This is a genomic window from Pseudokineococcus sp. 1T1Z-3, assembly GCF_037482365.1.
Lineage (GTDB): Bacteria > Actinomycetota > Actinomycetes > Actinomycetales > Quadrisphaeraceae > Pseudokineococcus.
The window spans coordinates 369,874-391,565 of record NZ_JBBHZF010000023.1; the positions used below are offsets into that span (position 1 = coordinate 369,874).

Genomic DNA, 21,692 nt, shown 5'->3' on the forward strand with positions numbered 1-21,692 from the left:
CGGCCCGTGCCCACGGCCCTGCGCTACGCCGCCCGCTCCCACGTCGGCCTCGTCCGCTCCTCCAACCAGGACTCGGCCTACGTGGGCCCGCACCTGCTCGCGGTCGCCGACGGCATGGGCGGGCACGCGGGCGGTGACGTCGCCTCGGCCCTGGCCGTCGCCGAGCTGAGCCGGCTGGAGGGCGACAGCCACGCCGACGCCGAGCGCCGGCTCGTCGAGGCCGCCAGCCGGGCCACCCGTCGTCTCGTCGACCGCGTCCGGGAGGAACCGGCGCTCGCGGGCATGGGTACCACCGTGACGGCACTGCTGCGCACGGGCGACCGCCTCGTGCTCGCCCACATCGGCGACAGCCGCGCCTACCTGCTGCGCGGCGGCGTCCTGAGCCAGGTGACGCACGACCACACCTTCGTCCAGCACCTCGTCGACGAGGGCCGCATCAGCCCGCAGGACGCCGAGCACCACCCCCAGCGCTCCGTCGTGCTGCGGGTCCTGCGCGACGGCGGCGAGGACGAGAGGCTCGACACGTCGGTCCGCGAGGCCCGCACCGGCGACCGCTGGCTGCTGTGCTCGGACGGCCTGTCGGGGATGGTCGCCCACGAGGCGATGCGTGACGCCCTCGCGGGCGTCGAGGACGTCGGCCAGTGCGCGGACGTCCTCGTGGAGCTGGCGCTGCACGGGGGCGGGTCGGACAACGTCACCGTCGTCGTCGCGGACGTCGTCGACGCCCGCACGGCGCCGCCCGACCACGTGACGGTGGTCGGCGCGGCCGCCTCCCAGCCCGGGCTGCTCGCGGGGGTCACCCCCGCGACCCCCGGCGCGCGTACGGCAGCCGGGGACGCCCCCGCCGGCGGGCCCACGAGCGGGTCCGGCTCCGGGTCCGGCCGGGGGTCCGGGGGGCAGCCCTCCCGTCGCGGCTCGGGGCGCCTGCGCCGCCCGGTGTGGCCGCGGGCGCTCGCGGGGGCGCTCGTCGCCGTGCTGCTCGTCGGCGGCGCGCTCGCGGCGTGGACGTGGAGCCAGCGGCAGTACTTCGTCGGCGCCGACCAGGGCGGGGCCGTGGGCGTCTACCGCGGCCTGCCTCAGGACCTCGGCCCTCTGTCCATGTCCTCGGAGGTCAGCGCCGTCGGGCTGCGGCTGGCGGACCTGCCGCCCGTGTCCCGGCAGCGCGTCGAGGACGGCATCACCACCGACAGCCGCGAGGCCGCCGAGGGCGTGGCGCTGGTGCTCCTCGAGCAGGCGTGCCCCGCCTCCGAGGCGACGCCGACGCCCACCGAGGCTCCCACCGAGGCGTCCGATCCAGCTGAGACCACCGAGCCAGCTGAGCCAGCGACGGCCGAGCCCACCGAGGCGGCGGGGACCGAGGACGTGCCGCCCGGGTGCTCGGCCCTGGACCAGGACGGAGGGAGCTGAGGATGGCCGTCACCTCCGCCCCCGCACAGGCCCCGCGCACCGGCCGCGGCGTCGAGCTGCTCCTGCTCGTCCTCGCCGTCGGGGTCGCCGCCCTCAGCTACGGACTGGTCGGCGTCGGCGTCGAGGGCACCTGGAGCGACGGCGTCCTCTGGTACGGCGGCGGCTTCGCGGTGCTCGCGCTGCTCGTCCACGTCGTCGTCCGCCTCCGGGCGCCGTACGCCGACCCCACGCTGCTGCCCGTCGCCGTCGCCCTCAACGGGCTCGGTCTGGCGATGATCCACCGCCTCGACCTCGCCGACGGGAGCGCGCAGGCCCCGCGCCAGCTGCTGTGGTCGGCCATCGGGGTGGCCGCGGCGACGCTCGTCGTCGCCCTGCTCACCGACCACCGCCACCTGCGGCGCTACACCTTCGTCGCGATGGTCGCGAGCCTCGTCCTGCTGCTGCTGCCGCTGCTGCCCGTCCTCGGCCAGACCATCAACGGCGCCCGGATCTGGATCGCCGTCGGGCCGCTCTCCTTCCAGCCGGGGGAGATCGCCAAGATCACGCTGGCGGTGTTCTTCGCGGGCTACCTCGTGACGGCGCGCGACACCCTCTCCCTCGCCGGCCGGAAGGTCCTCGGGCTGCAGCTGCCGCGCGGGCGCGACCTCGGGCCGATCCTCGTGGCCTGGGCGGGCAGCGTCGGCGTGCTCGTGCTGCAGCGCGACCTCGGGACGTCGCTGCTCTTCTTCGGGCTCTTCGTCGCGGTGCTCTACCTCGCGACCGAGCGGGTCAGCTGGATCGCCATCGGCCTCGGGCTCTTCGCCGGCGGCGCCTACGTCGCCTGGAGGCTGTTCGCCCACGTGCAGCAGCGCGTCTCGGGGTGGCTGGACCCCTTCGACCCGGAGGTCTACGACCGGCCGTTCGGCGGCAGCTACCAGCTGGTCCAGGGGCTGTTCGGCCTCGCGAACGGCGGGCTGACCGGCACCGGGCTGGGGCGGGGGCGCCCCGAGATCGTGCCCTTCGCCAACAGCGACTTCATCCTCGCGAGCCTCGGCGAGGAGCTCGGCCTGGCCGGGCTCCTGGCGATCCTGCTGCTGTACCTGGTCCTCGTCGAGCGGGGCCTGCGCACCGCGATCGGCGTCCGCGACGGCTTCGGCAAGCTCCTCGCGGGGGGTCTGGCCTTCACCGTGGCGCTGCAGTGCTTCGTCGTCGCCGGCGGCGTCCTGCGGGTGATCCCCCTCACCGGCCTGACCATGCCGTTCCTCGCGGCGGGCGGCTCCTCCCTGCTCACGAACTGGATCATCATCGGCCTGCTGCTGCGCATCTCCGACGCCGCCCGGCGCCCCGCCCCGACGCCGGCCCCCAGCGGGCCGCCGGACCCGGCGACGAGCGAGACCCAGGTGGTGAGGACGGTATGAACACGCCGCTGCGCCGTCTGTCCGTCGTCGTCGCGCTCCTCTTCGCGCTGCTCCTCGGCGGCGCGACGTGGGTCCAGTTCGCCCAGGCCGGGTCGCTGGACGCCGACCCACGCAACTCGCGCACCCTGCTCGACGAGCTGGGCCGCGACCGCGGCGCCATCACGGCCGCGGGCGGGCAGATCCTCGCCGAGTCCGTGGAGAACGACGGCGAGATCGCCTACCGCCGCACCTACCCGGGGGGTGCCGAGTGGGCGCACGCCACGGGCTTCTACTCGGTCGTCTACGGCAGCACGGGCATCGAGAGCGCCGTCGGGCCGCTGCTGGCCGGGACGGCCGACGAGCTCTTCGCCCGGCGCGTCGCCGACCTGCTCACGGGCACCCAGGCCTCGGGCGCCGACGTCGAGCTGACCCTGGTGCCCGAGGTGCAGCAGGCGGCGCAGGACGCCCTCGCCGGCCAGCGCGGCGCCGTCGTCGCGCTCGAGCCCTCGACGGGACGGGTGCTCGCGATGGTGAGCAACCCCTCCTTCGACCCCGGCGAGCTGGCCTCGCTCGACACCGCGCAGGTGCAGCAGGCCTACGAGCGGCTGCTGGCCGACCCCGAGGACCCCCTCGTCAACCGGGCGCTCGCCGGCGACCTCTACCCGCCGGGCTCCACCTTCAAGCTGGTGACGGCGGCCGCGGCGCTGGAGACCGGTGACTACACGCCCCAGTCGGTGCTGCCCGGCCCGGCAGAGCTGCCGCTGCCGCAGACCGACATCAGCCTTCCCAACGTCACGGGCCAGGCCTGCGGACCCGGCGACGAGGTGTCGCTGGCCGACGCGCTGCGGATCTCCTGCAACACGGCCTTCGGGGCGCTGGGGCTGGAGCTGCCGGAGGGCGCCGTCGCCGAGGAGGCCGCCGACTTCGGCTTCGGCCGCTCTCTCGCCGTCCCGGTCGACGTCACCGCGAGCAGCTACCCCGAGGACCTCGACGAGCCGCAGCGGGCGCTGGCGGCCATCGGCCAGGGCAGCGTCCGGGTGACACCGCTGCAGGTGGCCATGGTCAGCGCGGCCATCGCCAACGACGGCGTCCTCGTGGCCCCGCAGATGGTCGCCACGGTGCGTGCGGCGGACCTCTCGGTCGTCGAGCAGCCGGGGACGCGAGAGCTGGGGCGGGCGGTGTCGTCGCAGACGGCGCAGCAGCTGACGGAGATGATGGAGCTGGTCGTGAGCAGCGGGTCGGGGACGGCGGCGCAGATCAGCGGCGTCGACGTGGCGGGCAAGACGGGTACCGCGGAGGTCGGCGACCAGGACGGGGACGGGCAGGACGAGGACCCGCACGTGTGGTTCACGGGCTTCGCGCCCGCGGACGACCCGCAGGTCGCCGTCGCCGTCGTCGTCGAGAACGGCGGCGTCGCCGGTGACGACGCCTCGGGCGGCCGGACGGCGGCGCCCGTCGCCCGCCAGGTGATGGAGGCGGTGGTCGGCGGATGAGGCCCGCAGCGGGTGACGTGCTGGGGCGCTACCGGCTGACGTCCCGGATCGCCGTCGGCGGCATGGGCGAGGTGTGGGCCGCGGCCGACGAGGTCCTCGGCCGCGAGGTCGCCGTGAAGATCCTCAAGGAGGAGTTCACGGGCGACCCCGGCTTCCTCGAGCGCTTCCGGGCGGAGGCGCGGCACTCGGCCGCCCTCGCGCACCCGAACATCGCCGGCATCTACGACTACGGCGAGGTCGAGGGCTCGGCCTACCTCGTGATGGAGCTGGTGCCGGGGGCGCCGCTGTCGGACATCATCGCCCGCGAGGGGCCGATGGACCCGGGCCGCGCCGTGCGGGTCGTCGCCCAGGCGGCCTCGGGGCTCGGCGCGGCGCACGCCGCCGGCGTCGTCCACCGTGACGTCAAGCCGGGCAACCTGCTCATCACCCCCGAGGGCGACGTCAAGGTCACCGACTTCGGCATCGCCCGGGCAGGGGACCAGGCACCGCTGACCCGGACCGGGCAGGTCATGGGCACGGCGCAGTACCTGGCGCCCGAGCAGGCGATGGGGCGGCCGGCGCTGCCCGCGAGCGACGTCTACGCCCTCGGCGTCGTCCTGCACGAGACGCTGACGGGCGAGCGGCCCTTCACCGGCGACTCCCAGGTCGCCGTCGCGATGGCGCAGGTCAACGACGAGCCGCCAGGGCTGCCCGGGCACGTGCCGGCAGGCATCCGCGAGCTCGTCGAGGTGTGCCTTCGCAAGGACCCGGCGCGCCGGCCCGCCGACGGCAGCGCGCTGGCGGCGGTCGCCGCCGCCCTGGGGCGCGGGGACGAGGCGGGGGCGCACCGCGCGCTCGTGGCGTCCGGGCTCGTCGCCGGGGCGGGGGCTGCCGCGACGGCCGCGACCACCACGGCGATGCCGCAGCAGGCACCCACGGCGGCGACGGCGGTGCAGTCCCCCGCGACGAGGGTGCAGCCCCCGGTCACGCCGGCCGCCCCGGCGCCGCCGGTGCGCCAGCGCCCTCCCGGCGGGGCCAGCCGCAGCGGCCCGCCGCCGAAGAGGCGTTCCAGCGCACCGCTCGTCGCCGTCCTGGTGCTGCTGCTGCTCGGCGTGCTGGCCGTCATCGGCGTGGCACTGCTCGGTGACCCGGCCGAGGAGGCCGCCCCCGCACCGACGCCGTCGGCGAGCACGCCCGCGCCGGAAGAGACCGAGACGGGCGAGGACGAGGACGAGGAGGAGACGGCGTCGGTCGACGCCGACGACTACGTCGGGCGCTCCCTGGAGGCGGTGCGCGCCGACCTGCAGGCGCTCGGCTTCTCCGTCAGCCCGCAGGCGCAGACGACCACGGCGCAGGACCCGGGCGACGTCGTCGCGGTGAGCCCCACCGGGACCGTGCCGACGTCGACGACGCTCACGGTCACCTACGCCGAGGCGCCGGACGAGCCGGAGCCCGACCCGGCGCCGACCGAGAGCGAGCCGGAGCCGGAGCCGACGGCGACCGACCCGACGGAGAGCGAGCCGGCACCGAGCACCGAGGCCGCGCCGGCACCGACCGCGACCGAGGCAGCCACCGCGGTGGAGGCCCGCCCCGCGCCGACGGCACCCCTCGCCAGGTCGGGCGGTGGCGGCACCTCGTGAGCGACGACGGCACGGGGGCGCCCGAGGCGCCTCCGGAGCGGGTGCTCGCCGACCGCTACGTGCTCGGCGAGGAGCTGGGGCGCGGCGGCATGGCGGTCGTCCTCGCGGCGCAGGACCAGGTGCTGGGGCGCCAGGTCGCCGTCAAGCTGCTGCGGGCCGACCTGGCGCGGGACGCGACCTTCCAGGAGCGGTTCCGGCGCGAGGCGCGCTCGGCCGCGGCGCTCAACCACCCCGCCGTCGTCGGCGTCCACGATGTCGGCGAGGGCGCGCTGCCACCCGGCCACGAGCCGCTGCCCTTCATCGTCATGGAGCTGGTGCGCGGCGCGACGGTCCGAGAGCTGCTCGACGACCGCCGACGCGCCCGGGGCCTGCCCGTCTCCGGGGCGCCGGAGCCGACGGCGGCGATGGGCCGGCGCGCCCCGGCGGGCTCGACGGACGCGACGACGCGCCTGGCACCGGGCGAGGACGAGCAGGGCCAGGACGAGCAGGGACAGGACGAGCAGGGACAGGACGAGCAGGGCCGAGGCCAGGGCGAGCAGGGCGAGGGCCAGTCGGACGGGGAACCGGGGGTAGGCGTCGACCTCGCGGTGACGATCACCGCGGGTGTGCTGTCCGCCCTGGCCTACAGCCACCGCGCCGGCATCGTGCACCGCGACATCAAGCCGGCCAACGTGATGCTGACGCCCGGCGGCGACGTCAAGGTCATGGACTTCGGCATCGCCCGGGCGATGGCGGACACGTCGGTGACGGCGACGCACACCTCGACCGTCCTCGGCACGGCGCAGTACCTCTCGCCCGAGCAGGCCCGCGGGCGCCCGGTCGACGCCCGCACCGACCTGTACTCCACGGGCTGCCTGCTGCACGAGCTGCTCACGGGCCGGCCCCCCTTCGAGGGCGAGTCGGCCGTGTCGCTGGCCTACCAGCACGTCAGCGAGACCCCGGAGCCGCCGTCGGCGCACCACCCCGGGCTGCCGCCGGCCCTGGACGGCGTCGTCGCGCGGGCCCTCGCCAAGGACCCCGACGACCGCTACCCCGACGCGGACGCCTTCCGGCTGGACCTGCTCGCGGCGGCGGACGGCGGCGCGAGCACGGCCGAGGTGGCGGCGGTCGCGGCGGCGACGAGCGCGGTCGCCGCGCCGGTGCCGACGTCGGTCCCGAGCGGGCCGGTCCAGCTCCCTCCCGCTGCGCCCGAGGAGGAGCAGGAGGCGCCGGACCGGGGCCGCCGGGCCGTCGTGGTGCTGGCCGCCCTCGTCGCCCTCGCGCTCGTCGTCGCCGCCGCGGTGCTCCTGCCGCGCCTGCTGGCGGACGAGGAACCCGTGCTCACGGTCGTGCCCGACGTGGTCGGCGAGACCGCGGCGGGCGCCGAGGCGACCGTGGTGGCCGCCGGCCTCGACTTCGAGGCGACGAGCGCCCCGTCCGCCGACGTCCCGGAAGGTCGCGTCGTGGCGAGCGACCCGGCTGCGGGCGAGGAGGTCGAGGAGGGCAGCGCCGTCGAGGTCACGGTGTCCACGGGCCCCGAGTCGGTCACGGTGCCGTCCGTGACCGGCTTCACCGAGGCGCGGGCCCGCGCCGCGCTCGAAGAGGTAGACCTCGAGGTCGGGGACGTGAGCGAGTCCCCCGACCAGCGGCAGCCGGAGGGCGCCGTCATCTCGACCGACCCTGGCCCCGGGGTGACCGTCGCGCCGGGCTCGAGCGTGGACCTCGTGGTCTCGGACGGGACGGTGCAGATCGAGGACTACGTGGGCCTACCGGTCACGACCGCTCGCAGCGCGCTGATCTCGCTGGGGCTGACGCCGACGCAGGACTTCGTGACCACCGACGAGGTGGCCGAGAACGTCGTCGTGAGCCAGGACCCGGGCGCGGGACCCGTGCCGCAGGGCTCGACCGTCACCCTCGTCGTCGCCGTCCCGTCGCCGCCGACGCCCGAGCCGACCGAGACGGAGACCGTCCCGACGCCCGAGCCGACCGAGACGGAGCCCGACACCACGACCACCGCGCAGCCGGAGGGTGACCGCTCGTCGCCTTGAGCACGCTTAGGACGGATCGCGCCCGTCCACCTCGTCGCCGCTCCCCGGTGGTGTCACCCCGACCACGTCAGAGGTTCTGGGATGCGGCACCGATGTGTGTCGACGACTCAGCCAGCGCGGCAAGATCTCGACGTCCCGCCGGGGTGGTCCCTCGACACGCGCCGCTCGTCGCTCTCCGAGCGCCGGTTCGCACACGTCGTCCCACTGGCGCCGGGGCCGCGGTGACGTGGCCTCCTCCACGTCTCCTCCTCGCTGCTCCGGCAAGCAAGGCTTTGCTCGCTCTTGAGGTGTGCCCGGACTGGGCTGTCGCCGAGGACGCGGATGGACCAGTCGCATCCTGAGTCTGGTGAGGACCAGCACGACGGCACCCGTCAGGAGGCTGACGCTGGTCAGTACGAGAAGGAAGGTGTTCTCCACCACCGTCACGAGTCCCAGCAAGGCGACAGACAGCACCAGCATGAGCTCACGTGCTTCTTTGGCGACCTGGTGGCCCCGAGCCGCACGCACCCGTATCGCAGAGAGGCGCCCGTTGCCGAGACCGAGCAGATCTCGTGTTGCGGCATCTAGAAAGATCCACGGCAGGTCGGGGTAGACGGCCAACACTCTCCGGCTGCATGGGAAACGAGCCTGAAGGTCTCCGCCCGAGAGCGTCCGCCGTCTCTCGCCCACCTCCGCCGGTGTGGCGAGAGCACGGACCCGCGCTGAAGCGATGACACCGCCGCTGTGGTCGGTGAGTCCCTCCAGCACCACAGTGTCACCGCTTGCGACACCCAACAAGGACAGGGTCAGCTCGTCGAGGAGGCAGACCTCACGTTCGACCGTCGCGAGGTCAGCCGGCTGCACACGGCAGATGGCGTACTGCCGACGGCTGACGAGCCGGTCAGCGACCACACCTCCGGGCACGGAGACCGGCATGAGCGAGACTCGTTCGCCGATCTCGACGCCCATCGCGTTCCGTAGGACCTGGTCGACGCGTACAGTCTCCTCACCCACCGCGGGGTCGACGACAAGTCGAGCGACGACGGCGGGCCCGAAGTCCCCGCGTAGCTGCACTGCAGAGGTGCCACCACGCGCAACGGTCGACCGAGGGTGGACAACGGCGCACGACTGACCTTCCCGGTCCAGCGCTGAGGTCGTCCCCACCACACGGAGCTCCGAGACCTCCGCTCGCGCACTCGGAGGCCTCGGGAGGCTGACGGATTTCCACGTGCTCACCACGTCGCGGTACGGAAGTGCCTGCAGCTCACGTCGCGGCAGCGAGTCCGCGACGACCCGACCGTGCTCTCGGAGCGCCCGACCAGCGCCTCGCCGCGCTGACTCGTCACCGGCGAGGCGCTGCATGAGCTCCCGCGTGACCTCTGGGCCCTCCGCCGGCACCTGCTCGCCGAGGAACTGCCAGACGACACGTACGGCGGCGTCTTGCCCTGCCTTCAACGGCAGTGGACGTCCGTCGGTGTCGGTGATGACGCCATGCTTGCTCGCATAAACGCAGTACTGGCCGAGCCTCTCGCCGGTCTCCACCGTCAAAGGAGCTTCGTCAGCGCTCAGCGTCGTCCTAGTGTAGTTGGGCTCCGTCTCGTCAAGGCAAGCCAACTGCTCGCCATCAAGCCAGGCAGCCCACAGGAGCCGTGGCTTCAGGCCAAACGTCGGCTCGGCGAAGGGCGCGGCCGGGACGTAACCAGGGGTCGATACGTGAGCACTGAGTCCTACTCCTAAACCACGCACGCGCACAGGGACCAGAGGCACGACGCCGCTGACACCGCCGCGCCGGAACTTGGCCTGCAGGACTTGTGGCGAGGCGTTCGAGCCGACCGCCACCACGACAGTCCTGCTGTCGACGGTGGCGGCGTTAGCTACGAGCAAGGCCTCGTTGAGGCTGACCAGCCCACCGCTCCTACGGACGCGGCTCTGCCCAAGGCGCCTGCCATGGACGAGATCGAGTGACTCAGCGTGATCAGAATGTAAAAGTTGCGCCGCTAGAGGTGCTGGCCCGGGGTAGAGCCACGGCTCGCGACGAAGGTCGACAAGATGGTCCGGTCCTCGGGTATCCATCACGCCAGCCCAACGTCCATGCCTCTCGATCGGCGGGCGCGCAGATGTGCTGAGCCGAGCGGCGAGGCGCAAGGTCGCGGGTCAGTTGCGGACGTGGTGCTCGACCAACACGAGAGCCGCGTGAAACTGAGGACAAGGGGCAAATCGGACGACGTCCGGCCTGCTCGCCCGCCAGCGTCGGCGCCAGCGGTGAGGTCTCAGCGGGTGACGAGCGGAGCCATGCCCTGCGAGCGGGCGGGGGCGCCGTCGTCGCCGCAGACCGCGAGCCAGTTGGCGAGCAGCCGGTGCCCGCCCTCGGTGAGCACGGACTCCGGGTGGAACTGCACGCCGTAGAGCGGGGCCTCGCGGTGCTGCAGGGCCATGACGACGCCGCCGGGGGTGCGGGCGGTGACCACGAGGTCGTCGGGCACGGTCGCGTCGACGACGGCGAGGGAGTGGTACCGGGTCGCGGTGAAGGGCGCGGGGAGCCCGGCGAGCACGCCCGCGCCGTCGTGGACGACCTGGCTCGTGCGCCCGTGCATGAGCTCCTCGGCGTGGGTGACCGTGGCGCCGTGCACCTCGGCGAGCACCTGGTGACCCAGGCAGACCCCGAGCATCGGCGTCCCCTCGTCGGCGCAGGCGCGCACCAGCGCGGGGCTGGACCCGGCGTCGGCCGGGGCGCCGGGTCCGGGGGAGACCAGCACGCCGTCGACGTCCCGCACGGCGTCGGCGTCGACGGCGTCGTTGCGGACGACCTCGCAGTCGGCGCCCAGCTGCTGCAGGTAGCCGACGATCGTCCACACGAAGCTGTCGTAGTTGTCGACGACGAGGATCTTCGGGCTGCTCACGGCGGCGTCTCCCGGTGCTCGGTGCGCCGGCGGGTCCGCCGGCGGGCCCCTGGGCCGTGCGGCCGTCAGGGAGCGGGGTCGGTCGCCGCGCTCGCGGCGGGCGGTGCGTCGACCGTGCCCTCGTTCCAGGGTACGGAGGGCGCGACCGCGGGGAACACCCACCGGAAGCACACGGCGACGACGGCGAGGGCCAGCAGCGCGGCGAGGAGCACGCGGACAGGCCGCGGGCCGGGCAGGGCCGCCCAGAGGGTGCCGTAGATGCTCATGGAGTCACCTGCGTGAGCTCCGACGGGGCGCCTGCGGCGCGGGGGACGAAGCGGTCGAAGGCGGCGTGCTGCACGTAGCGCTCCCGGGCGGTGCCGATGGGGTGGCAGGCCGTCATCGTCAGGAGCCTCTCGGTGGGCTGCGCGCCGGGCTCGCCCGGGACGGGGGCGACGACCTCGACCTGGTCGGGCCGGACGACGCGGGCGGTCGTGGCGCGGTAGACGAACCAGCCCTCGGCGGTCTCCACGACGACGGGGTCGCCGGCCTGCAGCTCGGCGATGCCGTGGAAGGGCTTGCCGTAGGTGTTGCGGTGCCCGGCGATCGCGACGTTGCCGACCTCCCCCGGCAGCGCCGTGCCGGCGTAGTGGCCGACACCCGCCTCGAGGTCGGCAGTGGTCGTGCCTTCGACGAGGGGGCGCGGCTGCCAGTCGGGCCCGAAGCGCGGCACGTGGACGAGGCCGAAGACCTCGCCGGCGAGGGGTTCGGCCAGGTCGGGGACGGGCGCGTCACCGGCGGTCGGGACCAGCTGCGGGTCAGCCCACCGGTCGACGAGCGCCGCCGCGGTCTGCGCCTGCTCACGGTCGGCGACGACGTCGGTCCACCACAGCTGCCAGCCCGTGAAGAGCAGGAGCAGGACGCCGAGGGTGACGAGCAGCTCCCCGAGGACGGTCGTGACGCCGCCGAGGACGCGGGTGGATGACGCGGCGGGTCTCGTCGTCGTCATGCCTTCGCCTTCCCCGAGCTGTGTCCTCGATCTCTTCTCGGCATCGGACTTGACGACTTGACGGCGTCGCCGTGGAGGCCGCGTCGTCGATAACGAGATCTGCCCACAGCATCACCTGCCGGCTGCCATGAGCGTCGTGGCCGCTCGCCCGAGACCCGTCGGTCCGCTCAGGCCGCCGGCGCCGGCCGCGCGTAGGACATGGCCAGGGAGCCGCCGAACGCCGGCAGGTCCAGGGCGTCCTCCTCGACGTCGTAGACCAGGCCGAGGTCCTCCGAGGCGGCCACGTAGAGCTGGACGGCCGGGGAGGCGTCGAGCGCGGCGCGCAGCGCCTCGGGGTCGCCGACCGCCTCGATGCGGTACGGCGGCGGGTAGTAGCGGCCGTGGACGCGCAATGTGCTGCCGACGCAGCGGACCGCCGTCGTCGCCACCACCCGCTGGTCCATGACGCCCATCGCGACGGCGCCGCCCTCCCAGAGGGCGTTGACGACGGCCTGGACGTCCTGGGAGTGGACCACGGTGTCCTGCAAGGAGTACCCCGCCTCCAACGCGGCTCCGCGGGGGGCGTCGGCGAGCTCGACGACGAGCCCCTCGCCGCTGACCGGGGAGGTCTGGCTCGCGACGGCGAGGTCGGAGGGCCCACTGCCGGCCTGCGACGTCGGCGCCTCGCGCACCCCGAGGGCGTCGACGTCGCCGCGGACTGCGGCGACCTGGGCCTCCAGGTCGGCGACCCGCTGGCCCTCCTCCAGGACGAGCGCCCGCAGGTCCTCGTCGTCGTCGCGCAGGTCGTTCCCGTCGGCCGTCCGCGCGCTCGTGGAGAAGAGCAGGCCCGCGAGGAAGAGGACGCCCGCGACCGCGGCGGCACCCCCGCGCGTCAGCCTCGTCCCCCCGGTCCCCACGACGACTAGGGTACGGGGCACCGACGGGAGGCCGCCGGGCGCCGTAAGCGCCGCCCGCACAGGCGGTCCCTCGACGACGGCCCGAGCCCGACCCCCGAGGAGCAGCCGCGATGCCGGAGTCCCGCCGACGCAAGAAGTCCTCGCCCCAGGGTGATGACGCGCCGGTGACCGCGACCGGTGCCGCCAAGGCGCGCCGCCCCGCTGGTCCCAACCCCACGTGGTGGGTGCCCGTCATGGTCGGGCTCATGCTGCTCGGGCTCGTGTGGATCGTCGTCTGGTACGTCTCGGAGAACCAGCTCCCCGTCCCGGGGATCGGCAGCTGGAACCTCGTCGCCGGCTTCGGGATCATCCTCGCCGGCTTCCTCATGACGACGCGCTGGCGCTGACGCCGGCCCGTCTCGTCCAGCGCCCCACCCGGCGCTGATCTGCCCTCGACGCCGCCCGTCCTCTCTGGGAAGGCGCGGCGTGCTGCCCACCCGCTGAAGCAGGGCCCAGCGTCTCTCGCGGTGCGGCCGACCCTCATCAGGCCAGCATCCGATCAGTACCTCGTTCCGACGGCGCCCGACCCTCCACGACGCGGCGGGCGAGACGACGTCGTCCCCAGGGTGCCGGCACGCCGGCGGTGGACAGCCGTCGTCGTCGTGGACCGGTGGACGCACCGACAGGTGTTCGGCCGGGGGCCATGAGCAGCCGAAGCACAGCGGTGGAAGTTCCCCACAGGACTTCTCCACAGTGTGGATGACGACGTCGTCCTCCACAGGCCGCACGCCCCGTCCCCACAGTGGGGACAAGACCTGTGGACAAGAGCGGGGAGAAGGACGCGGCTCATCCCCAGGGGTCGGCGATCCCCACGTACAGCGTCTCGAGGTACTCCCCGAGGCCTTCCTCGCCGCCCTCGCGGCCGAGCCCGGACGCCTTGACCCCGCCGAAGGGCGCTGCCGGGTCGGAGATCACGCCGGTGCCGACGCCGAGCATCCCCGTCTCCAGCCGCTCGGCCAGCCGCAGAGCCCGGGAGGTCGAGGCGGTGCAGGCGTAGGCGACGAGACCGTGCTCGGTGTCGTTGGCCAGCGCCACCGCCTCCTCCTCGGCGGCGAAGGTGACGACGGGCGCCACCGGCCCGAAGATCTCCTCCGCGAGCAGCCGGGCGCCGGCGGGGACGTCGGCCAGCACGGTCGGCTCGTAGAAGTAGCCCGGCCCCTCGCGGCGGGCCCCGCCGGTCAGGACCCTCGCCCCGTGCTCGACGGCGTCGTCGACGAGGTCGGCGACCTTCGTGCGGGCCGCCTCGGTGATGAGCGGCCCGACCTGGGCGCCGTCCTGCGTGCCGCGGGCGACCCGTACCGCCCCGACCCGCTCGGCCAGGCGCCGGGTGAACTCGGCCGCGACGCCCGCCTGGACGTAGAAGCGGTTGGCCGACGTGCACGCCTGCCCGCCGTTGCGCAGCTTGGCGGCCATCGCGGCGTCCACGGCCCCGTCGAGGTCGGCGTCGTCGAAGACGAGGAACGGCGCGTTGCCGCCGAGCTCCATCGACGTCCGCAGCACCCCGTCGGCGGCCTGGCGCAGCAGCTGGCGGCCCACCGCCGTCGAGCCGGTGAAGGACAGCTTGCGCAGGCGCGGGTCGGCGACGAGCGGCCCCGTGACGGCCGCAGCGTCCGAGCACGGCAGCACGCCCAGCACGCCGGGCGGCAGGCCCGCCTCCTGGAGCACCTGGGCGAGCAGCAGCGCCGTCAACGGCGTCTCGGCCGCCGGCTTGAGGACGACGGTGCAGCCCGCCGCCAGCGCCGGGGCGATCTTGCGGGTCGCCATCGCCAGCGGGAAGTTCCACGGCGTGATGAGCAGGCACGGCCCGACCGGCTTGCGCAGCACGAGGACCCGCTGCCCGCCGTCCGGGGCGGGCAGGTAGCGCCCGGCGACGTGCGCCGCCTGCTCCCCCGCCCATCTCAGGAACTCCGCGCCGTAGGCGACCTCGCCGCGGGACTCCGCGAGCGGCTTGCCCATCTCCAGCGTCATGAGCAGCGCGAGGTCCTCGGTGCGCGCGACGACGGCGTCGAACGCCCGCCGCAGCAGCTCAGCCCGTTGGCGGGGGGCGCTGCGGCCCCAGGACTCCTGCGCCGCCACGGCGGCGTCCAGCGCGGCCGCGCCGTCCGCCGGGCTCGCGTCGGCGACGTCGGTGAGCACCTGCCCCGTCGACGGGTCGACGACAGGCAGTTGCGCCCCGGTCGAGGCGGGCCGCCACCTCCCGTCGACGAGCAGGTCGCGCGGCAGCGAGGCGAGCAGCGCTGCCTCGCGCGCCGACGGGTCGTGGTCACGCTCCTGCCCAGGGGCGGTCCGGTCGTCGGCTCGGGTGGTCATGCGGCGCTCCTGCGGGCCGGGCGGGCCGGGTGGCCCGGTGCCCCTCCACCCTCACGCCGTCCTGCGCGGGCAGCACCCGGAGCGGGCCGAGGCGCGAGCGCCTCGACGGGCTTGCGGGGCGCCGTCAGGTCAGCACGCCCGCGAGCACCACCAGCGCCACGAGTGCGGCACCGACGCCGAGGAGCCCGATGACCTGGGCGCGCGGCCGGCGGGTGGTGCGGGCGAGCAGGAGCGTGACGAGCGCGCCGACGGCCAGACCGCCGAGGTGGGCCTCCCACGCGATGAACGGGAAGACGAAGGAGATGACGAGGTTGATCCCGAGGATGAGGCCGACCTGCCCGACGTTGGCGTTCATCCGGCGCTGCACGACGACGAGCGCGCCGAAGAGTCCGAAGACGGCACCGGAGGCCCCGACGGCGAAGCGCGGGTCCCCGCCGGTGAGGAGCCAGACGTACTGGTAGGCGAGCGAGCCGCCCAGCGCGCTGAGCAGGTAGAGCGCGAGGAAGCGACCGCGCCCGAGCAGCTGCTCCAGCGGAGGCCCGACGAGGTAGAGCACGTACATGTTGAGCAGCAGGTGCAGCGGCAGGAAGCCGCCCTGGGAGTGCAGGAACGCCGACGTCAGGTAGCGCCAGGGCTGGACGTCGGCGACCGGCGGCCAGAAGGCGAAGAGGTTGACCATCAGCCCGCCCGACACCAGCTGCAGCACGTACGTCACCACGCACGCACCGATGAGCGTGAGGGTGACGACCGGACGTCCGCCGCGCGCCCGCCCGCCGAGGGCCGTCCGCACGGTGGGCATCTGCTTGCTCGCCTGCGCGACGCAGTCGACGCACTGGACGCCGACGGGCGCCTCGCGCTGGCAGTCCGGGCAGGCGGGTCGCCCGCAGCGCTGGCAGCGGACGTAGGACTCCCGGTCGGGGTGGCGGGGGCAGACGGGCACGCCGCCCGACCCACCGCCGTCCCCGGGCCTGGCACCCCCGGACCCCGACCCCTCGGGAGGGGTCGGGGACCAGGGGCCCGGGCGCTCGCTCACGCGGAGGGGTCGACCTCGACGCCGTGCAGGACCACGTCCTCGCGGGGGCGGTCGCCGGCGCCGGTCGGCACCGAGCCCAGCGCGTCGACGACGGCCTTGCTCTCGTCGTCCACGACCGCGCCGAAGATCGTGTGCTTGCCCTGCAGCCACGTCGTCGGGGCGAGGGTGATGAAGAACTGCGAGCCGTTGGTGCCCTTGCCGCCGCGGGTGCCGGCGTTGGCCATGGCCAGGACGTAGGGCTTGGTGAAGTCCAGACCCGGGTGGATCTCGTCGTCGAAGGTGTACCCCGGGCCGCCGGTGCCGGTCCCGAGCGGGTCGCCACCCTGGATCATGAAGCCGCTGATGATGCGGTGGAACACGATGCCCGAGTACAGCGGCTCGGTGGAGGCCTTGCCCGTGCGCGGGTCCGTCCACTCCTGCTCGCCGGTGGCGAGGCCGACGAAGTTCTTCACCGTCTTCGGCGCCTGGTTCTCGTACAGCTCGACGCGGATGTCGCCGGCAGAGGTCTTGATCGTCGCGAACATGACCACGATCCTCCCACGCGGCCGTCGCCCGCCTCACGCCCGGCCGGGCCCGGACCAGGCCGACGCCGCGCAGATGGTGCCCCCGAGCGGCGCAGAGCGCGCAGGCGGGGCAGGATGATCCACCGACCCGCTCCGGCGCACCCGTGCCGGAGGGTGACGAGACGAGCACCGCAGCAGCCACCTGCCGCAGCCAGCACCCGGCGGCGGCCCTGACCCACGGAGGACCGCGTGCCATTCGGGACGAAGAGTCGTAGCGAGAAGGCGACCAAGGAGCTGCAGAAGCAGACGAAGCAGCTGCAGAAGCAGACCGCCGCCTTCAAGGACAAGGTCGGCCCCGCGGCCGACAGCGCCCGCAAGAGCGCCGGCCACTACGCCGAGGCCGCCCGCGACTGGGCGACGCCGCACTACGAGAAGGCGCGTGACCGCAGCGTGGAGGCCGCCGCGCCCCGCGTGGCCGCCGCCGCCGGCACCATCACCCCCGCCGTCGACGCCGCGCACGACAAGATCGTCGACGACTTCCTGCCTCGCCTGGTGGAGTCGCTCAACGCCGCGGCCGCAGCGGCCTCCGACAAGGTGGACGACGTCCACAAGCCGGTCAAGGGCTCGATCAAGAAGCAGCAGAAGAAGCTCAAGAAGGCCGAGAAGAAGGCCAAGAAGAACCAGCGCTCGGGCGGCGTCGGCAAGGTCCTGCTCGTGCTCAGCATCCTCGGCGCGGCCGGGGCCGCGGGCTACGCGGCGTGGCGCTCGACCAAGCCGACGCAGGACCCGTGGGCGGCCAGCACCGGCACCTCGGCCTACTCGGGTGCCCCGGGCGGGGCGGCCACGTCGACCTCGGGGACCGGCACCGCCTCCTCGACGACCCCGGCCCAGGCCGCCGCCGACGCCAAGTCCTCGACGGCCCAGGCGACCGCCGCCGTCAAGGACGCGGCCGACAAGGCCGCCGACTCCACCAAGAGCGCCGCGGACCAGACGGCCGACGCCGTCAAGGACGGCGCAGACGCGGCGAAGGCTAAGGCCGACGAGGGCACCGACGCCGCGAAGGCCAAGGCCCAGGAGCAGCAGAGCAAGCCCTGACCAGAGCTCTGACCGACGGCCCGTCCCCGGTGGGGGCGGGCCGTCGTCGTCCATCTCCCCGCGACGTGTGACCGTGATGCGGCGGCGGCGTCGACAGCCCACCGCCAGGGCCCCACGTGATGGTCACACGTGGCGGAGGTGCGTCGACGAGGTCACATGTCGCGGGGAGACGGGACAGGCGTGTCGACGACGACGAAGGCCCCGCACCGGCGAGAGTGCGGGGCCTTCGAGGCCTCGGGGTGGAGGCGAGGGGACTCGAACCCCTAACCCCCTGCTTGCAAAGCAGGTGCGCTACCAGTTGCGCCACGCCCCCCGGGAGGGCGACCGGCGCGGGGCGCCAGCGGTGGGCCTAAGAGGACTTGAACCTCTGGCCTCTTCCTTATCAGGGAAGCGCTCTAACCGACTGAGCTATAGGCCCGGGTGCTGCGACGTCGTCCGACGGCGTCCGCAGGCTACCCCAGTGCCTGTGCCCGACCCAAACGCGGGACCACCGCCCGCCGCCACACCGCCGCCGCACCGCCCCGCGTCCGTCTCCGCGCGTGCAGGGGGAGCGGCGGTGAGACCCGGTCGGTCGTCGGGGTCAGTCGTCGGTGAGGGTGACGCGCACGCCGCCGACGAGCGAGGCCGAGACGTTGTAGACCACGGCACCGAGCGTCGCGAGCGCCGTGATGATGATGACGTCGACGACGGCGAGGACCGTCGCGGCCGACACGACCTGCGTGAAGCCGACGTAGTCGGTGACGTCGACCGTCGAGGTCCCCGAGAGCTGCTCGATCAGCCGGTTGACGCTGTCGTAGGCGCCGACCCCGTCGAGCACCGTCCACAGCGTGCCGGCGGCGACCACGACGGCGATGCCCACGACGACCGAGACGAGGAAGGAGAGCTTGAGCACCGTCCACGGGTCGACCCGCGAGACGCTGAGCCGCACGCGCCGCTGGGGCGCGGGCGCCTCAGCCGCCGGTCGCGGCTGCGAGGCACCGGCCGCCTCGCCCTGCGCACCCTGGGTCCGGGCGCCACGGGACGGGTCCGCACCGGCGCGGCCGCCCTGGGTCTGCGTCGTCGAGGCCTGACCGCTGCCGGGACGCTGGCCCTCCGCGCGAGGCCGCGAGGCCTGCGCCGGACCGCCCGAGCCGCCGGCCCTCGAGCCGCCGGTGCCCGAGCTGCCGGACCGGTCGCCGGAGCGCGCCTCGCCGGGCGCGGACTGCTGGGGTCGCGCCTGGCTCCCGCTCACGCGTCACTCCCTCGGTCGTCGTCGGGCTCCTCAGCGGCCCCCTCGCCGTCGCCGGTGACGTCCTCGACCGGCTCGGCCGCCGTCGACGCTACGCCATCGCCCCCCGCAGGGGACGTGTCCACGCCGCCGGGAGCACCACCGTCGCCGTCTCGTGACACCGCGTCGACAGCATCGACCGCACCGTCACCATCCGTGACCGCCTCTCCGGCCGCTACCTCCTCCTCGATCGCCCGCTCGGCGTTGCGGGCGACCGCGATGATCGCGTCACCGTCGTCCGGGGTCGCGAAGCGCACGCCCGTCGTGTCCCGGCCGGTCGTGCGGACCTCGTCCACGCGGCTGCGCACGATCCGCCCGCGGCCCATGACGACGAGCACCTCGTCGCCCTCGTCGACGAGCAGAGCCCCCACCAGGTCACCGCCGCGCTCGGACAGCCGCGCGACCTTGACGCCGTAGCCCCCCCGGCCCTGCACCCGGTAGGCGTCGACCGGCGTGCGCTTGGCGATGCCGTTCTCCACGACCACGAAGACGTCGTGCTGCGCGCCCTGCGGCACGACACCGAGGGCCAGCAGGTCGTCACCGTCCCGGAACCGCATGCCCGTGACGCCCGACGTCGCCCGACCCATCGGCCGCAGCGCCTCGTCGCTCGCCGTGAACCGGAGCGACTGGCCCTGGCGGGAGACCAGCAGCAGGTCGTCGGTCGCCTCGACGAGCTTGGCCGACACCAGCTCGTCGCCCCCGACGGCCACCGCCGCCGCAGGCGCCTCGTCGCCCTCGGTCCCCTCGGTGTCGTCACCGGCGACGTCGGCCGCGACGTCCCCGCCCCCGCGCAGGTTGATGGCGATGAGCCCACCCGCCCGCGGCGAGTCGTAGTCGGACAGCCGGCTCTTCTTCACCAGGCCCCGCCGCGTCGCGAGCACCAGGTACGGCGCCTGCTCGTAGTCCCGCAGGTCCAGCACCTGGGCGATCTGCTCCCCCGGCGCGAACGCCAGCAGGTTGGCCACGTGCTGCCCGCGCCCGTCCCGCGAGCCCTCCGGCAGCTCGTACGCCTTCGCCCGGTAGACCCGCCCCAGGTTGGTGAAGAACAGCAGCCAGTGGTGCGTCGTCGTCGTGAAGAAGTGCTCGACGACGTCGTCGCCCCGCAGCGCCGTCCCCCGCACGCCCTTGCCGCCCCGCCGCTGGGACCGGTAGGCGTCCGTGCGCGTGCGCTTGGCGTACCCGCCGCGCGTGATCGTGACGACGACCTCCTCCTCCGGGATGAGGTCCTCGGCCGACATGTCGCCGTCGAAGGGCACGATCTCCGTGCGTCGGTCGTCGCCGTACTTCTCGATGATCTCCGCCAGCTCGGAGCTGACGATGTCCCGCTGGCGCGGCGGTGACTCCAGGATCGCCCGGTAGTCCGCGATCTCGCTCTCCAGCGCCGCCAGGTCGTCGACGATCCGCTGCCGCTCCAGCGCCGCCAGCCGCCGCAGCTGCATGTCGAGGATGGCCCGCGCCTGCACCTCGTCGATGCCGAGCAGCTCCACCAGCCCGTCGCGCGCCACGTCGACCGTCGCCGCCGCCCGGATCAGCGCGATGACCTCGTCGAGCGCGTCCAGCGCCCGCGCCAGCCCGCGCAGGATGTGCGCGCGCTCCTCGGCCTGCCGCAGGCGGTACCGCGTCCGCCGGACCACGACCTCGACCTGGTGGTCCACCCAGTGCCGCACGAACCCGTCCAGCGACAGCGTCCGCGGCACCCCGTCGACCAGCGCCAGCATGTTCGCCCCGAAGGACTGCTGCAGCGACGTGTGCTTGTACAGGTTGTTGAGCACGACCTTCGCGACGGCGTCACGCTTGAGCACGATGACGAGGCGCTGCCCCGTGCGCCCCGACGTCTCGTCCCGGATGTCGGCGATCCCCGCCATCCGCCCGTCCTGCACCAGCCCGGCGATCTTCTCCGCCAGGTCGTCCGGGTTCACCTGGTACGGCAGCGCCTTGACCACCAGGCACGTGCGGTTGTTGATCTCCTCGACCTCGACGACCGAGCGCATCGTGATCGACCCTCGCCCCGTGCGGTAGGCGTCCTCGATGCCCCGCCGCCCCGTGATGAGCGCCCCCGTGGGGAAGTCAGGCCCCTTGACCCGCTCCAGCAGCGCCTCGAGCAGCTCCTCCTTGCTCGCCTCCGGGTGCTCGAGGAACCACTGCACCCCCGCCCCGACCTCCCGCAGGTTGTGCGGCGGGATGTTCGTCGCCATCCCCACCGCGATGCCCGCGCTGCCGTTGACCAGCAGGTTCGGGAACCGGCTCGGCAGGATGACGGGCTCCTCGCTGCGCCCGTCGTAGTTCGGCGCCATGTCGACCGTGTCCTGGTCGATGTCGCGCACCATCTCCATGGCCAGCGGCGCCATCCGGCACTCGGTGTACCGCATCGCCGCCGCCGGGTCGTTGCCCGGCGACCCGAAGTTGCCCTGCCCCTGCACCAGCGGGTACCGCAGCGTCCAGTCCTGCGCGAGCCGCACGAGGGTGTCGTAGATCGAGGTGTCCCCGTGCGGGTGGTACTGACCCATCACGTCGCCGACCACGCGGCTGCACTTGTTGAACCCGCGGTCCGGCCGGTACCCGCCGTCGTACATCGCGTACAGCACCCGCCGGTGCACCGGCTTCAGGCCGTCCCGCACCTCCGGCAGCGCCCGACCGACGATGACGCTCATCGCGTAGTCGAGATAGCTCCGCTGCATCTCCAGCTGGAGGTCGACCGGCTCGACCCGGTCGGTGACAGGGCCCTCAGGCGTCGTCTCGCTCACGTCAGTCCTTCGTCAA

The 21,692-nt window shown here is 74.2% G+C and carries 17 protein-coding genes and 2 tRNA genes; 7 read left to right on the forward strand and 12 right to left on the reverse strand.

The genetic code is table 11. From position 1 onward, the window contains the following. Nucleotides 1-6 precede the first annotated feature (6 nt). Genes WDV86_RS09125 through WDV86_RS09145 form a run of 5 tightly spaced genes read left to right on the forward strand, consistent with a single transcriptional unit; the run spans nucleotide 7 to nucleotide 7,922 of the window. Entirely contained in the window at nucleotides 7-1,407 is a 1,401-nt protein-coding gene (locus WDV86_RS09125; protein ID WP_339567309.1) for a PP2C family serine/threonine-protein phosphatase, read from the forward strand. Between the two features lie 2 nt (nucleotides 1,408-1,409). Further along, a complete protein-coding gene (locus WDV86_RS09130; RefSeq protein ID WP_339567310.1) occupies nucleotides 1,410-2,804 on the forward strand; it encodes an FtsW/RodA/SpoVE family cell cycle protein in 1,395 nt (464 codons plus the stop codon). Next, entirely contained in the window at nucleotides 2,801-4,276 is a 1,476-nt protein-coding gene (locus WDV86_RS09135) for a peptidoglycan D,D-transpeptidase FtsI family protein (RefSeq protein ID WP_339567311.1), read from the forward strand. Before WDV86_RS09130 ends, WDV86_RS09135 begins: the two co-directional genes overlap by 4 nt. Continuing rightward, nucleotides 4,273-5,895 carry a serine/threonine-protein kinase gene (locus WDV86_RS09140; RefSeq protein ID WP_339567312.1) on the forward strand — a complete coding sequence of 541 codons (1,623 nt, stop codon included), beginning with the start codon at nucleotides 4,273-4,275 and terminating at the stop codon, nucleotides 5,893-5,895. The genes WDV86_RS09135 and WDV86_RS09140 overlap by 4 nt, the downstream gene beginning before the upstream one ends. Beyond that, a complete protein-coding gene (locus WDV86_RS09145) occupies nucleotides 5,892-7,922 on the forward strand; it encodes a protein kinase domain-containing protein (RefSeq protein ID WP_339567313.1) in 2,031 nt (676 codons plus the stop codon). Before WDV86_RS09140 ends, WDV86_RS09145 begins: the two co-directional genes overlap by 4 nt. 6 nt (nucleotides 7,923-7,928) lie before the next feature. Here the strand turns inward: WDV86_RS09145 and WDV86_RS09150 are convergent, their stop codons facing one another. The 5 genes from WDV86_RS09150 to WDV86_RS09170 form a co-directional block, all read right to left on the reverse strand. Further along, a complete protein-coding gene (locus tag WDV86_RS09150; RefSeq protein WP_339567314.1) occupies nucleotides 7,929-9,443 on the reverse strand; it encodes a hypothetical protein in 1,515 nt (504 codons plus the stop codon). Nucleotides 9,444-10,171: 728 nt separating this feature from the next. Beyond that, nucleotides 10,172-10,801 carry an aminodeoxychorismate/anthranilate synthase component II gene (locus WDV86_RS09155; RefSeq protein ID WP_339567315.1) on the reverse strand — a complete coding sequence of 210 codons (630 nt, stop codon included), beginning with the start codon at nucleotides 10,799-10,801 and terminating at the stop codon, nucleotides 10,172-10,174. Nucleotides 10,802-10,866: 65 nt separating this feature from the next. After that, nucleotides 10,867-11,067, reverse strand: a complete 201-nt coding sequence (locus WDV86_RS09160; protein WP_339567316.1) for a hypothetical protein — start codon at nucleotides 11,065-11,067, stop codon at nucleotides 10,867-10,869. Then, entirely contained in the window at nucleotides 11,064-11,789 is a 726-nt protein-coding gene (locus WDV86_RS09165; protein ID WP_339567317.1) for a class E sortase, read from the reverse strand. The genes WDV86_RS09160 and WDV86_RS09165 overlap by 4 nt, the downstream gene beginning before the upstream one ends. Nucleotides 11,790-11,956: 167 nt before the next feature. Further along, the gene (locus tag WDV86_RS09170) at nucleotides 11,957-12,685 is read right to left on the reverse strand and encodes a DUF881 domain-containing protein (protein WP_339567318.1); all 729 of its coding nucleotides are present in this window, start codon (nucleotides 12,683-12,685) and stop codon (nucleotides 11,957-11,959) included. Between the two features lie 110 nt (nucleotides 12,686-12,795). Here WDV86_RS09170 and WDV86_RS09175 point away from each other — a divergent pair, with 110 nt between their 5' ends. Further along, nucleotides 12,796-13,071 carry a cell division protein CrgA gene (locus WDV86_RS09175; RefSeq protein ID WP_339567319.1) on the forward strand — a complete coding sequence of 92 codons (276 nt, stop codon included), beginning with the start codon at nucleotides 12,796-12,798 and terminating at the stop codon, nucleotides 13,069-13,071. A 439-nt stretch (nucleotides 13,072-13,510) separates the two neighbouring features. On the opposite strand, the gene WDV86_RS09180 is transcribed toward WDV86_RS09175, so the two are convergent. The 3 genes from WDV86_RS09180 to WDV86_RS09190 form a co-directional block, all read right to left on the reverse strand. Beyond that, nucleotides 13,511-15,034, reverse strand: a complete 1,524-nt coding sequence (locus WDV86_RS09180) for an NAD-dependent succinate-semialdehyde dehydrogenase (protein ID WP_339567320.1) — start codon at nucleotides 15,032-15,034, stop codon at nucleotides 13,511-13,513. A gap of 124 nt (nucleotides 15,035-15,158) precedes the next feature. Then, the gene (locus tag WDV86_RS09185; protein WP_339567321.1) at nucleotides 15,159-15,974 is read right to left on the reverse strand and encodes a rhomboid family intramembrane serine protease; all 816 of its coding nucleotides are present in this window, start codon (nucleotides 15,972-15,974) and stop codon (nucleotides 15,159-15,161) included. Between the two features lie 89 nt (nucleotides 15,975-16,063). Continuing rightward, a complete protein-coding gene (locus WDV86_RS09190; RefSeq protein WP_339567322.1) occupies nucleotides 16,064-16,591 on the reverse strand; it encodes a peptidylprolyl isomerase in 528 nt (175 codons plus the stop codon). 228 nt (nucleotides 16,592-16,819) lie between these two features. On the opposite strand from WDV86_RS09190, the gene WDV86_RS09195 reads away from it, so the two are divergent. Then, nucleotides 16,820-17,665, forward strand: a complete 846-nt coding sequence (locus WDV86_RS09195) for a hypothetical protein (protein ID WP_339567323.1) — start codon at nucleotides 16,820-16,822, stop codon at nucleotides 17,663-17,665. 240 nt (nucleotides 17,666-17,905) lie between these two features. On the opposite strand, the gene WDV86_RS09200 is transcribed toward WDV86_RS09195, so the two are convergent. The 4 genes from WDV86_RS09200 to gyrA all read right to left on the reverse strand — a co-directional run bounded on the left by WDV86_RS09200 (nucleotide 17,906) and on the right by gyrA (nucleotide 21,610). Continuing rightward, a tRNA-Ala gene (locus WDV86_RS09200) sits at nucleotides 17,906-17,978 on the reverse strand. Between the two features lie 31 nt (nucleotides 17,979-18,009). After that, nucleotides 18,010-18,083: transfer RNA gene (locus WDV86_RS09205), tRNA-Ile, on the reverse strand. Between the two features lie 162 nt (nucleotides 18,084-18,245). After that, a complete protein-coding gene (locus WDV86_RS09210; RefSeq protein ID WP_339567324.1) occupies nucleotides 18,246-18,896 on the reverse strand; it encodes a DUF3566 domain-containing protein in 651 nt (216 codons plus the stop codon). Next, nucleotides 18,893-21,610 carry a DNA gyrase subunit A gene (gyrA, locus tag WDV86_RS09215; protein WP_445263007.1) on the reverse strand — a complete coding sequence of 906 codons (2,718 nt, stop codon included), beginning with the start codon at nucleotides 21,608-21,610 and terminating at the stop codon, nucleotides 18,893-18,895. Before gyrA ends, WDV86_RS09210 begins: the two co-directional genes overlap by 4 nt. Nucleotides 21,611-21,692 lie beyond the last annotated feature (82 nt).

What these genes read in the sequence shown, in the direction of transcription:
- WDV86_RS09130 (WP_339567310.1), top strand. Translation starts at nt 1,410, where the DNA reads ATGGCCGTCACCTCCGCCCCCGCACAGGCCCCGCGCACCGGCCGCGGC.
- WDV86_RS09135 (WP_339567311.1), top strand. Translation starts at nt 2,801, where the DNA reads ATGAACACGCCGCTGCGCCGTCTGTCCGTCGTCGTCGCGCTCCTCTTC.
- WDV86_RS09140 (WP_339567312.1), top strand. Translation starts at nt 4,273, where the DNA reads ATGAGGCCCGCAGCGGGTGACGTGCTGGGGCGCTACCGGCTGACGTCC.
- WDV86_RS09160 (WP_339567316.1), bottom strand. Translation starts at nt 11,067, where the DNA reads ATGAGCATCTACGGCACCCTCTGGGCGGCCCTGCCCGGCCCGCGGCCT.
- WDV86_RS09165 (WP_339567317.1), bottom strand. Translation starts at nt 11,789, where the DNA reads ATGACGACGACGAGACCCGCCGCGTCATCCACCCGCGTCCTCGGCGGC.
- WDV86_RS09175 (WP_339567319.1), top strand. Translation starts at nt 12,796, where the DNA reads ATGCCGGAGTCCCGCCGACGCAAGAAGTCCTCGCCCCAGGGTGATGAC.
- WDV86_RS09180 (WP_339567320.1), bottom strand. Translation starts at nt 15,034, where the DNA reads ATGACCACCCGAGCCGACGACCGGACCGCCCCTGGGCAGGAGCGTGAC.
- WDV86_RS09190 (WP_339567322.1), bottom strand. Translation starts at nt 16,591, where the DNA reads ATGTTCGCGACGATCAAGACCTCTGCCGGCGACATCCGCGTCGAGCTG.
- gyrA (WP_445263007.1), bottom strand. Translation starts at nt 21,610, where the DNA reads ATGCAGCGGAGCTATCTCGACTACGCGATGAGCGTCATCGTCGGTCGG.